The sequence below is a fragment of the Leisingera sp. CC-HEC093 genome (assembly GCF_059429195.1).
In genome coordinates, this window is sequence record NZ_JCAIJR010000001.1 from 3,273,411 (window position 1) to 3,285,991 (window position 12,581).

The 12,581-nt window shown below is 59.3% G+C and carries 10 protein-coding genes; 2 read left to right on the forward strand and 8 right to left on the reverse strand.

The window, feature by feature from the left end:
• Positions 1 to 447: 447 nt before the first annotated feature.
• From AC5STB_RS16045 to AC5STB_RS16065, 5 genes are all read right to left on the reverse strand, one after another.
• Entirely contained in the window at positions 448 to 738 is a 291-nt protein-coding gene (locus tag AC5STB_RS16045; RefSeq protein ID WP_495443799.1) for a PAAR domain-containing protein, read from the reverse strand.
• A gap of 68 nt (positions 739 to 806) precedes the next feature.
• Entirely contained in the window at positions 807 to 1,328 is a 522-nt protein-coding gene (locus tag AC5STB_RS16050; RefSeq protein WP_495443800.1) for a hypothetical protein, read from the reverse strand.
• Positions 1,325 to 2,074, reverse strand: coding sequence for a hypothetical protein (locus AC5STB_RS16055; RefSeq protein WP_495443801.1), 750 nt, complete (start codon positions 2,072 to 2,074; stop codon positions 1,325 to 1,327). The genes AC5STB_RS16050 and AC5STB_RS16055 overlap by 4 nt, the downstream gene beginning before the upstream one ends.
• Positions 2,075 to 2,087: 13 nt before the next feature.
• The gene (locus tag AC5STB_RS16060; RefSeq protein WP_495444642.1) at positions 2,088 to 2,624 is read right to left on the reverse strand and encodes a hypothetical protein; all 537 of its coding nucleotides are present in this window, start codon (positions 2,622 to 2,624) and stop codon (positions 2,088 to 2,090) included.
• Positions 2,585 to 4,171 (reverse strand): type VI secretion system Vgr family protein, encoded by a 1,587-nt coding sequence (locus AC5STB_RS16065; RefSeq protein WP_495443802.1) that lies wholly within the window; start codon positions 4,169 to 4,171, stop codon positions 2,585 to 2,587. The genes AC5STB_RS16060 and AC5STB_RS16065 overlap by 40 nt, the downstream gene beginning before the upstream one ends.
• A gap of 327 nt (positions 4,172 to 4,498) precedes the next feature.
• On the opposite strand from AC5STB_RS16065, the gene AC5STB_RS16070 reads away from it, so the two are divergent.
• Positions 4,499 to 5,359, forward strand: a complete 861-nt coding sequence (locus tag AC5STB_RS16070; protein ID WP_495443803.1) for a tyrosine-type recombinase/integrase — start codon at positions 4,499 to 4,501, stop codon at positions 5,357 to 5,359.
• A 691-nt stretch (positions 5,360 to 6,050) separates the two neighbouring features.
• On the opposite strand, the gene AC5STB_RS16075 is transcribed toward AC5STB_RS16070, so the two are convergent.
• The gene (locus AC5STB_RS16075; protein WP_495443804.1) at positions 6,051 to 6,785 is read right to left on the reverse strand and encodes a Crp/Fnr family transcriptional regulator; all 735 of its coding nucleotides are present in this window, start codon (positions 6,783 to 6,785) and stop codon (positions 6,051 to 6,053) included.
• 153 nt (positions 6,786 to 6,938) lie between these two features.
• Between AC5STB_RS16075 and AC5STB_RS16080 the strand changes: the two genes are divergently transcribed.
• Positions 6,939 to 7,175, forward strand: coding sequence for a hypothetical protein (locus tag AC5STB_RS16080; protein ID WP_495443805.1), 237 nt, complete (start codon positions 6,939 to 6,941; stop codon positions 7,173 to 7,175).
• 385 nt (positions 7,176 to 7,560) lie between these two features.
• Here the strand turns inward: AC5STB_RS16080 and AC5STB_RS16085 are convergent, their stop codons facing one another.
• Positions 7,561 to 11,391, reverse strand: a complete 3,831-nt coding sequence (locus AC5STB_RS16085) for an efflux RND transporter permease subunit (protein ID WP_495443806.1) — start codon at positions 11,389 to 11,391, stop codon at positions 7,561 to 7,563.
• Complete coding sequence (locus AC5STB_RS16090) at positions 11,388 to 12,500, reverse strand: efflux RND transporter periplasmic adaptor subunit (protein ID WP_495443807.1); 1,113 nt, start codon at positions 12,498 to 12,500, stop codon at positions 11,388 to 11,390. The genes AC5STB_RS16085 and AC5STB_RS16090 overlap by 4 nt, the downstream gene beginning before the upstream one ends.
• Positions 12,501 to 12,581 lie beyond the last annotated feature (81 nt).

Consider the following 12,581-nt stretch of genomic DNA (forward strand, 5'->3'; position numbering starts at 1 on the left):
GTTGAACGAGGCTTCAGCCGCAGTCCGTAGAAAAGATTGGGATGCCTTTCCTTCCGACCCCATCATGGAGCGGCCCCGTGCCGACTTCGAAGAGAAGCAAGTCCCTTGCCGGGATAGATCATCATGCCAGGCGTTTATGCCTGATAAGCAGCCCCTGGGCTATTGGCCGCTTTGAGTCCTGAGCGGACCTCTCGAATTTACGCTGCGTGTGCATAGTGTACCGAATTTTCTGCGCAGGCGAAAAAGTCCGCGCCGCCACGCGGCGGCGATCTCGGCCATTCGCGCATCGCGCAGCATTTTTTGAGGTGGGAATTTACAAGTCGCCGGACAAAACTGGCTTTCGCTGCAAGTGCTCCAAAGGCGGCTTTCGTCCGTCGAGACCGTGCAATAGCTGAAGATGGGTAACTATTTTGCAGGCGATCCAATAGGAGGAACTGCGTTGCAGAATCACCCACCAATAAAAACATCGTTGGAGCCGCTTTCGACGGCCCCGCCGCAGTCAATGGCATCGCCGACGCGCCCTGCGGGCTTTCCGTTGATGAACACGCTGCCAGATCCAACCTCCAGCGCCCGCCCGTGCGGAGGGTGCTTGGGCTTTGAATGCGGCGAAAAAGCATCCCCCTTGCGCAACGCCGGTTTCCCATTGATACCGACATCACAGCTGCCTTCTGTGGCTGGTGTTGGAGGGAACCCATCGTGTTCAGACCCGGTATCACCCTTTCGTCCAGCTGCTGGCATTACGCCATCTCCTATACATCAAGTTCCGCCTCTTTAGCCGCCAATACAGACGGGTCTGCCGCTTCCGGTTATATCCAATTCGGGAAATCTTTTTCGAGCACTTTACGCAGGGCCTCAATATCGCTTGGTAATTGAGAGGCTTCCATTCTTGAAATCCCAAACTCTAAGGCCCGAAGCACCAAAACGGCCAGAATAAGAAGTACTAGAACAGGTAAAACTACTTGCGAAACTGTGCCATGAGCAGAAATGGAGATGGCGGTTACTAGAGTTGGCAACAGGCAAACATCACGTGCGATGTGACGTAGTTCTGATTGCACCAGGAACCAACTCACCGCAGGATCGCTAACCTGCTCAAGATTCTCTTTAGCTTTCAAAAATAACCTACTGCCTGTTCGAATAGATGAAAACGGATCACCACGGCGATGAATACCATAAATTATGCCATAGACCGCAACCAGAACGACATTGCCGATAAAAAGAGCAAGCCATAACTCAGGTGTCAGCACCGCCACCAATAGCGCCGGTAGCAAGCTTGCCCGCCGCAATCCGCGTGGCAGAGATCTTTGTCGAATCAATACGGCTTCCATCATTCCCAGTACCGAGGCGGCACCTCATCAGTCGGTTTAAGATCCAACAGATAACGGTACTCGATTTCGGTCATCTCTCCATTGCCTAACTTAATCTCCGCAACGATCCGCAAGTCCGTTAGTTTTTCCTCACCTTCGGCTACAGCCAGCAACAACACGCCCGTCAACAGAGCTGTATATACATTTACGGGGACTCGATTGCCGACCCGCCCACGCATCGCATCAGTCAATTCATCTGGTTTACGAGAGGTTTCGATAGCCCGGCGAATACCTTCACGAACATCGCCAGAGCGGACCACCTCCGCCGCGCCAGCACGCCCTGCCTTGGTCAAACCGCCCTCGACGTTCAAAACCCCTGCCGCTGCCGCACCGCCCGTGATCCCCGCAGCATACTTTAGTCGGGTAATTCCTTTCTGGATATCTCCATAAAGTGCAATCAACTCCGCCGCCGGCATATTTCGAGCATTCGCAATGAAGGCGAACAGTTGCGGATTCTCTTGCAAATTCCCGAATTTGGTGCCGATTGCGAAATGGAAGGGATGATTGTCCCCCGGAAAAGCCTGCTGGGCTGCTTCGCCGATACGCAAAAGCATCTGTCGGCGCTCAGCCTGACGCTCGACGATAGGCACGCCATACATTGCTTGGAGTATGCGCAATGCCGCCGCTGGGTTGTCCTCCGTCGTCGCAATGTTAATGCCCCACAAAGCGCAGTAATCTTCCAACTCTTCTTGAACAGCTTCCTCGGCCATACTTTTGTTTTCCCTAATTCAGGTCAATGCGACCGCCCGTGATCTTCACGGAACTGCTGCCTTCAATTTGGACATCGATCCCACGGATAAGAATCTTTCCATTCGGCTCCAAAGTGATTGAGGACTGCCCACAGGTTAACGTGTATTTCTTATCTACGATGTCGTTTTTACGGCCACGCACCAATGTGTGGAATGACGCTCCAACCGTCATGTCTAGATTGCCAGTGATTTCTTGCCTTTGCAGCCCGTCCACAGTTGATATCTTTTGGCGACTGACGATCTCGACGCTGTTACCTTGAACGGTTTCGGATTTATCTCCATCACAACTCAGCACGAAACTGCCATCTCGCTGCCCGAGGTTTTCCAGCTTTCCCAATCTAGAACCTGCCGCAGAAACCTTGTTCGTCTGCATCCCCAAACCCATCGCATTGGTAGCCACGAAACCGTTGTTTCCCACGGAAAACGTGAGTGTACCTGCAACGGAATGATATGCGTCTCCAACTGTTTCTTCTAATCTATTGTCTCGCACCATTTCGCTATAGTTGCGCATAACAAGCTTGGCCTCGTCCTGCCCAACAATCGTGTTGAGGTCTTTTCGGCGTGAACCCTAATTTCTTCCAGGCCCTTTTCGTCCTCAAACCTCAGCTCGTTGAAGCCCCGCCCTGTGTGGGTATCCGTCTTGAAAGTTGACCGTGTCTTATGCTTTGGCAGTTTATACGGCGGTTTGTTTTTGCCGTTGTAGACGCAGCCGGTGACAATAGGCTTGTCGGGATCTCCGCGCAGGTGTTCGACGATGACCTCCATGCCGATGCGGGGGATCACCATGCCGCCCCAGCCCTGGGAGGCCCAATTCTGGCTCACGCGAACCCGCATGGTATACGCCTTTTCCCAGTCCCAGTGAAAGCGCACCAGAATGCGGCCGTGTTCGTCGCAGTCGATCTCGCCGTCGCCCACCACCACAGCCGTTTCCGGCCCCTGCACCCGCGGGCCTTTGGTGCGGCGCTCGGGGCGGAAAGGGGCGGTTTCCGGCGTCAGAACGTATGAGCCTTCGTATGGCGCCTCATCGCCGCCTGCATCGCCTGAGCCATAGGCCTGTGCGCGGAAACGGTGGCTCGCCTTGAGGCAGACGAATGTCTCACCCGTCGCGCCGGGCACGGCATCGCCTGCCAGGGTCACCCGCCAGCCCGCGCCGAGGGACACGGCATCCCCCTCGGCGTGGTGGCGCAGGGCATGGCCGCGCTCTTCCTGCAGGCGGCGGTCCGCCACACCGCGCCCCTCGCCCTGGGTCAGGTAGTCACCGGGCCAGTCATAGCTCTCGATATCGCTGCTGGGGTGGGCGATCTCGCTGAGTTGCTCGGCCTCCTGTGCGGCATTGGGGATCTTGAAGTTGTATTCCGTCAGCCGCACCGCTCCGGTTGTGATGCGCTGCGCCGGGGACCAGCTGCGGAAATGCTCGTCTTCGTGGCGGTGATAGCCCGCGACACCATAATAGGGACGTGAACCGCCCGGCACCTGCGGCAGGCTGAAGGCAGCATCACTCAGCAGCATCGTGTGCGACCCCGCCTCATGGCGCCAGGACCAGGTGATGCCGTGGCGTTCCAACTGGCGGCGCACAAAATCTGCATCACTTTCGCCGTATTGCACGGTGTATTCCAGCACCGCATAATCCTCGGAGACCTGCACCTCCAGATGCGGGTTACCCAGTCCAGCGTAGGCGCTGAGCACCTCCTGAACGATCTCGATCACGGTTTTGTCGTGGAAGATCCGCATGTTGCGCCTAAGGTCCGCCACATGCAGCCAGGGCCGCAGCACCAGATCATAGCGGAAGCCGCTCTCAAACGCACCGCGCTGGCGGGCCTCGCAGACAATCCCGTCAAAGGCGCGTGAGCCTTGTCCGTGATCGATCTCCACCGTGGCATGGGTGCCCAGAAGCGAGGTCAGATCCAGCCCGTCCTGCGCCGACAGCGCCTCAACGCGCCACTCAAAATCCCCTGACAGCTCCTCGCTGCCATCCATGCGCAAAAGCACCAAACCATCCGCGCCAAGCACCGTCGACAGGCGGCCTTGCCGGTCCTGCTGAGAAAAATGCGTGTTCATAAATTCACCAAACAACCAATGCGTGAGGTGTTAACGTAGTTTCCGGCAAGTTTGCAATAGGCCAGCGAACTGGAAGGGCTCCTTCCGACAGTGGTGTGAATTTGGCCGGGGCGCAGTAGACATCAGCGGCATTCAAAGTGGTGTAAGTGCAAAAAGCTGACATTCATGACGCATGCAGAATTTGGGAAAATGGGCTCCGGGACTAAGCCGCTCTCGCGGCACTGGCGCTTGTGGCTGGCATGGCGAAGCATTCTTGCGGCGCGCCGATTTTGTGATGTGGCGGACCTGCCTGACGATTGAGGTTTCTCAATCGGACAGGAGGTTCAAATGACACAGGAGAAGATGAGCCCGCTACGTGCGCGGATGATCGAGGATATGCGTATTCGCGGGTTGGCGGAGACGACTCAGAAAACCCATATCCGGGCGCTCAAAGATTTCACCGCGTTTCTGGGTCGGTCGCCCGATACGGCGACGCCGGAAGAGCTTCGCGCCTATCAGCTTTACATGACGGATACCGGGGGCACGCCTTCGGTCTACAACGCCCGGGTCGCCGGGCTGCGGTTCTTCTTCGGCATGACCTGTGATCGGGAGGACATGAAGAAGTATATCCAGTTCCGGACCGAACCGCGCAAACTGCCGATTGTGCTGAGCTTTGAAGAGGTCTCGGCGATTTTGGCCGCGGCGCCGGGACCCGGCCTCAAGTACCGGGCGGCATTGGGCATCGGCTATGGCGCGGGGTTGCGGGCATCCGAGGTCACCAATCTGAAGGTCCGGGATATCGACAGCGACCGGATGCTGATCCATGTGGAGCGCGGCAAAGGCGGCAAGGACAGGGACGTGATGTTGTCACCGTCGCTGCTGGAGCTGCTGCGGGCCTATTGGCGCGAGGCGCGGCCGCAGGGCTGGCTGTTTCCGGGGCAGAGCAGGGTTGAGCCCCTGTCACCGCGCTCACTGAACCGCGCCTTCAACTCAGCCAAAGCGATGGCCGGGATCAAGAAGCCCGCGACGCTGCACTCGCTCCGGCACAGCTTTGCCACGCATCTTCTGGAGGCCGACACGGATGTCCGCGTGATCCAGGTGCTGCTCGGCCATGCCAAGCTGACGACGACGGCGCGATACACCCATGTCGCCACCAAGACGCTGCGCAATGTCGCCAGCCCATTTGAACACATGCGAGACGTGACCTGACGGAGCGATTGGCGTGCCACGGCACGCGCTTGAGGTTGCGGACATCTTCTGGAGTGCCCCATCTGAACTGGTCCACCGTTATGTTTAGGAAACGGAGGACAGAGAATGGCGAACAAGCGGCACAAGCCAGAGGAAATAGTTCAGAAGCTGCGGCAGGTTAATGCAGTCGCTGACGCGCACGTGGGCAGGTATAGCCTTTGTCGACAACCTTTTTCTCAGACGAGTGCAACTGGTCGTTGCAGAGCGCCCGAACCGGGAAACCGCTAGCTAACCTGTGTCAGTACGTGGAGACCCAGTCCCGGATAAAAGGACTAAACCGGCGCCATATTTTGCTGGTGTGTGATTGTTTTCGAGTGCCAAAGAAGCGCGGGGTATGTGCTCGTCCAAATCGGTTCGGCACATAGTTCGCGCTTCTTATTCTTGAAGACCTCTGAAAGGACAAAGAAATGACCCCCGAAACAAGAAGGCTTTCCGTGAAATTGGCGTCCATAAGAGCTGCCTGCGAAAGAGCCCCAGCCGGACCGAAGAAAGAAGCGGCTTGGAAGCACTACAGGCTTGCGGAGAAGGCGCACAGCGATGAAAATCATACCGAAATGTACAGGGAGCTTGAGGCGGCAAAACAAGTTCTCGCGTAGCCTGACCGTTCTGAACCCGCCACCCGGCGGCATGGGCTTTCCGAAGGGTAGCCGTTTCATTTCAGAAGCGGTCCAGTCTGATCCAGGTACGCCGGATCGAAATCTGCCAGTTCCATGAGCCGGTCAATATCTCCGAACTTCACGTAGCCCCCCCGGAAAGTGACCAGTTCCCGTTCCCGAAGCTGCCGCAGAACTCGATTTACATGGACAGCGGTCAATCCTAAGGCGTCTGCAAGATGGTACTGGGTCAAAGGGCAGGCATAGCCCTCCTTGCTTCCCAGTCCGACGAACGCCAGCCTGGCACCAAGTTCCAGCAGAAAATGTGCCATTCGCACATCTGCATCGCGGCGTCCTAGCCCGACAAGATGTTCGACAACCATGGCTTCATCGCGGGACGCCGCCCAAAGTATGGCTGCCGCCAGCCTTGGGGTGTCGGCCAATGCTCCCAGCAGGTCACTTGCAAGAACCTCGGCTGCTTCGATCTCCACAACAGGCTCGATGCTATGGTCCGAGGTCCGCAGCAGAACGCTGCGCAATCCCAGGAAATCACCCGGTATCTGAAAGTCGACGATTTGGCGCGATCCCTCCGGCTGGATTTTGTAAGAGCAGGCCCAGCCCGAAGCCAGAATGTACGCGGCTTGTCTAGGCTGTCCCTGATGCACAAGGTCACAACCTGCCGCAAAGATTTTCCGGCGCTGATGCAACTGAGTTAGTACGGCCAGCTCATCTTTTGAAAGAGTGGCAAATGCCGACAGCTTCCTTGCGAGCGGGCTGTGTTCGATGGAGTTCATAACCCCTCCCGAGCTGGCGCGGTGGTATTGAACACCGCCGGTCCCCTGGACTGCTTTGGATCAGTTCGGCCTGCTTCGTTTCCTGCGAAGGTGCTGAAGATAACCTCTCTGTCAGCTTATCATGTCACGCAATGCAAGAAAGGAAGGCCCAAAATGTCCGAGCGGACCGAATGTGCAGGAATGGCCGCGCTATCAATCTGCGAGGCATTGCTGCTGGCTATGAAAGATCTTCAGGTGCTGCCTGAGCATGAAGTCATTGGTGTTCTTCGTGATGCCGCGGCTTTTCATGAGAACGCGGATGGAACGGGAACTGATGCCGAAGGGCACCACGCTGCTGCTTTTCTGATTCATCAGATTATTGCCAACGGTAACCCTGTCCGGAAATCTTAATAGAAGCTGACGCGGCCAAGTCCAAACTGGGTTCCTTTATCATCAGTAAGACAGCTCATAAAACGTTTGAGCATCAGGAACCTAGCGGAGCCAAACATCCTATCCGCGTGAAGAAAGCCTAGCCCCGCTCCCTGCTTGTCGGTTCTGGTCGCGGCGAAACAGCGGTTCGGGTCCGGCGAATTTTGCACCTGTGTATGACCGCAATCGGGAACTTTTCTGCGGCGCCGAAAATCTCATGCCGCGCCTGCGAGGGATCTCTGCGCCAGCGAAGGCAGAAAATCCAAGGTCGGTTTGTCCCGCGAAGCAGGCATAGGAGATCATTCCGCTTGACCTAACCGGCCCTAATAGAGAAGCCCCGCCGGAGCGGGGCTTTTTTGTGGGCCGGTTATTCCGCGGCGCGCAGCCTGCCGCGCGGGGCAGGCGGGTGCGGTTCGTCTTCTTCGGCCCCGGTATCGCCGCTTTCGGGCGTCTCAGCTTCGACCCATTGGATTTCGGTGGTTGGCAGCTGCCGGGCTTTTTTGAACAGCTTGGAATCCTGCGCGATGCGGCTCGAGCGGCCGCGGGTGATCCGCGACAGAAGCCGGCCCAGAGCACGCATGTAGGTGGAGAACCACACGCGGATCGACAACAGGGACGGAGTGACAACCAGGGTCAGCACCGTGGCAATGCCCAGGCCAAAGACCACGGCGGTTGCCAGCTGTTTCCACCACAGGGCGGTGGGGCTGTCGATGGAGTAGCCGCCGTTGATGAAGTCCAGGCTGACCCCGAACATCATCGGCGTCAGGCCCGCCATTGTGGTGATGGTGGTCAGCAGCACCGGGCGGATACGCGCCTCAGCGGTGCGAATGATCGCCTCGATCCGCGGCATCTGCTGGCTGAACTCCTGATAGGTGTCGATCAGCACGATGTTGTTGTTCACCACAATGCCCGCCAGCGCCACGATGCCGGTGCCGGTCATGATGATCGAGAACGGCTGCTGCATCACCATCATGCCGATCAGCACGCCGGTGGTGGACAGAACCACCGCCAGCAGCACCAGCGCCGCGTTGTAGAAGCTGTTGAACTGGGCCAGCAGGATCACGAACATCAGCGCCAGCGCGCCGGCAAACGCCTTGGACAGGAAGGCGCCGGATTCCTCCTGCTCCTCCTGGTCGCCGGTCCATTCCCAGCCGATACCGCGCGGCAACGGATCGCTTTCCAGCCACTCGGTCAGGACGGCAATCCGCTCGTTCGGGTTCACCGGGATGATCTTGGCGCCATTGTCCACCGCAGCCTGCACAGCGTCAAAGCTATCAGCCCCGGTAAGCGCGGCCAGCTGCATGACCCGGCCGTTCGGCGCGGTGAGGGTCGCGCCAGTCGCTTCGGTGCCTTCCGGCACTTCTTTCAGCAGGGCGAGGCGGGTCGGCTCCCCGCTGTCCGCATCTTCGATCACAACCTTGCTCAGGCCTGGTTCCACGTCCGCCTTGACGTCGTAGAACCGCTGCTGGCTGATGCGGTTGATCTGCGCCAGTTTCGGTACCGGCTGACGGGTCACGAAGTTCGACAGCGGCACCAGGCCGTCTGTGGTGCGGACTTTGAGGTTGTCGAGCGTCGACAGCACGCGGTCCTGCTCCGGCAGGCGGACGCGGATATCGATCTCCTCGTCGGAGCTGTCGACCCGCATGGTGTCCAGAAGGATGCCGCGGGTTACCAGCTGCACCATCGCACCTACGGTGGCCACATCCGCGCCGTAGCGGCCGGCCTTTTCGACATCGACATTGATCTGCCAGTCGATGCCGGGCAGGGGCATGCTGTCCTCGATCAGGATCAGGCCGGGGGTGTTTTCGAACGTCTCCCGTGCGGCCAGGGTGGCGGCGGTCAGATCCTCCCAGCCTTCGCCGCGCAGGCGCAGGTGCACCGGCTTGCCGGAGGCGGGGCCCTGCGCCAGCGCGCGCACCTCGACCTCGAAACCGGGCAGCTTGCCGAGCACTGCATTCAGCTCATCGATCACGGTGTTGCCGTCGTATTCCTCGGCGATCACCTTCTTCTCAAAGCCTAGGTATTGGCTCATGAGCCCGCCAAACCAGCCGTCCAGCGGCTCGCTCTCGGTGGGGCGCTCCTCCCATGGGATGATCTCGAACTGGACCTGGCCGATGGTGTCCGGCGGCAGCTGCGCGCCGGAACTGTCGGTGTTGAGGCCGCCGTCGCCAGCAAAAGAGAAGACATTGATCACTGCGTGGTGCTTCAGAATGACGTCCTCGGCGGCGCGCACCATCTCGTCTTTTTCGTGCAGCGAGATGTTGCCGCGGGCGCGGACATAGGCGGTGGCCTGTTCCGGCTCCGAGTCGACGAAGAATTCAACACCGTAGTTGTTCTCGCTGAACATCGAGAAGACGGCCACGATAGCAAAGCCCACGGCGGCAATGGTCACCACCGGCATCACCGGGTTGCCTGCGATGAACTTGATCACATGGCCAAACGGGGTGTGGTGATAGCCGGGGGAAACCTCCTGCTCCTCGCGCACGGTCTTGACCGAGCTGAGGGTGATCGAAGCCGCGAAGGAGGCCAGCGTGAAGACCAGGCCGCCGAACAGCACACCCGTGATCGGGCCTGTGCCCTCGCCCAGCAGGTATGAGGGGTTCAGCATCTGCATGGCGCCCGCGAACATGAACCACATAGCGACCGGCACGAGCACGGCGCGCAGCCACCAGGGCGCGATCATCCGCAGCGCCCGCGAGGCGCCCTCAAACGTGCGGCTGATGCGGCCGGTGACGCCGCCCATGACGGGCAGGTAGATCAGCGCCACCACCAGCGAGGCTGACAGCACGAAGATCATGGTGACCGGCAGCATCCCCATGAATTCGCCGGGAACACCGGGCCAGAACAGCAAGGGCAGGAAGGCGCAGAGCGTGGTGGCGGTGGAGGATACCACCGGCCAGAACATCCGTTGCGCCGCCTCGACATAGGCGTGCATCGGGCCGGTGCCTTCCTTGATGCGCTTGTCGGCGTATTCCACGATCACGATGGCGCCGTCCACCAGCATCCCCACGGCGAGGATCAGGCCGAACATCACCATGTTGGAAATGGTAACCCCCATAACCGCCAGAAACGCAAAACACAGAAGGAACGAGGTCGGGATGGCAAAGCCAACCAGCAGGGCAGCGCGGCTGCCAAGCGCCGAAAGAACGACAATCATCACCAGCGCCACGGCGGTGAGGACGGAGCCTTCAAGCTGGCTCACCATGGACCCCACAACACGGCTCTGGTCATTGGAGGTGCCGACCTCAACCGCGGCCTGCAGTTCCGGCGGCCATTTGGTTTTGGAGACCTCAATGGTTTCCTTCACCATGTTTACGGTGTCGATCAGGTTATAGCCCTTGCGCTTCACCACTTGCAGGGCAACCGTGTCCTCGCCGTTAAAGCGGGCGGTGCCTTCGCGGTCTTCGAAGGTGAAGTTGATCTGTGCCAGCTCGCCCAGCTTGACCACCCGGTCGCCGTTGGTCTTAATTGGCAGCTGGTAAATGTCCTTCACATCGTCAAAGGAGGAGGGGATCTTGACCGAAAACGCACCCTGGCTGGTCTCGATCTCACCCGCCGCAATCAGCTGATTGTTGTTCTGCACAACATTGATCAGTTCAAGTGCTGTGACGTTGTAGGCCTCGAGCCGCAGCGGGTCGATCAGGACTTCGACCATCTCGTCGCGATTGCCGGCGATACCGGCCTCCAGCACCGCATCCAATGCCTCAAGATCATCCTGCAGGTCCTTGGCGGCACGCGCCATCGTGCGTTCCGGCACGGCGCCGGTCAGGTTCACGATGACAATCGGGAATTCGGAGAAGTTGATTTCGGTGATCGAGTATTTCTCGGCGCCTTCCGGGAACTCCGCCTCCGCCTTGTCCATGGCGTCGCGCACATCGGCCATGATGGCAGTTTTGTCCCAGCCGAAATCGAACTCCAGCGCCACGCCGGCATAACCCTCGGCAGCGGTGGAGGTCATCTTGTCGAGCCCGTCGAGGTCGGCAAGCTCGGTCTCCATCACCTTGACTATCAGGGACTCAGCGTCCTCGGCGGAGATGCCAGGGAAGGGAACAGAGATGAACAGGGCCGGAATTTCGATGTCCGGCTCGCCTTCCTTGGGCAGCATCGAATAGGCGAAGCCGCCGACCAGCAGGGATATTGCGATGAAGGCGAGGACCATCCGCGCGCGGCCGGCGGCCCAGTCGACTATGCCAATCACTGTTCAGTCTCCCGGTAGGTGGCCGCCACGGCGACGCCTTCGGTTACAAAATCCTGTCCCACCACGATGACATCCGCGGTTTCGGGCAGGCCGCCCAGCCAGACGCCATCCACCTCATCCCGCAGCAGCTGCACGGGGTAGAATACCACGGTGCTGCCGGATCCGACAACGCGGACACCCAGCTGCCCCTCGTTGTTCAGCGTCAGCGCCGATTGCGGCAGTTTGTGCGCTAGGGAACCGGCCGAGGAAATCGCGATGTCTGCAGTTTGACCATCACGGATGCTCAGGTCCGGGTTGGGAACGGTGATCTCGACCTCAAAGGTGCGGGTCGTGGGGTCGGCGGAACGGCTGAGAAAAGTAACGTCGCCCTGGACCTGCTGGCCGGTTGACAGTTCCGCCTGCGCAATGGCGCCCAAGGCGATCTTGTTGACCTCTGCCTCCGGCACATAGCCCACCAGCTTGATGGTATCGAGCTGGATCACAGTGCCGCACAGGCTGCCGGACTGCAGAAGACTGCCCAGTTCCGCAGTGTCGCTTTCCAAAAGCCCGTCAAACGGCGCGGTGATAGCCAAGTTGCCGATTTCCCGCTCTGCCGCGGCCACGGCCGCCTGCGCCGACCGCTCCGCGGCCTCAGCGGAGGCCAGCCGTGTTTCAGATGCATATCCGCCTTCTGACAGCTTGGCAGCGGCGGTGAGGTTGATCCGGGCTTCTTTCAGCTGCGCCTGCGCCTGCAGCAGCGATGCATTGCGGGTGCCTGGGTCCAGTTCGCACAGCAGATCGCCCTTTTTGACATGGGCACCCTTGCGCAGCGGTTCGGAGATCACCGTCGCGGTGGTTTCGGCCCGTACCTCCACTTGGCGGATGGCTTGGGTCTGACCGCGCAGGATCACCGCGTTGCCAATGGTGCGCGCTTTGCTTTGAACGGCCACCACGCCAATCCGGGCTTCCTCAGCCTGGGCAAGTTCCGTTCCTGCGGCGGAGGCGTCGGTCTCAGCTGCTTCCGCCGCATCCGCGCCGCGGGCAAATGCCATCAGATTTTCGCGCTTGATAACCACCATGTAAAGGCTGGCTGTCACCGCCACTGCGGTCAGTATCGGTACAATGCGCATTTCGGGCCTTTCCTGATGTCTGTGTCTTTCCACATGCACAAACCCTTGCCGTCGTTCGGCAGGGGCCTGTTCACTGCGGGA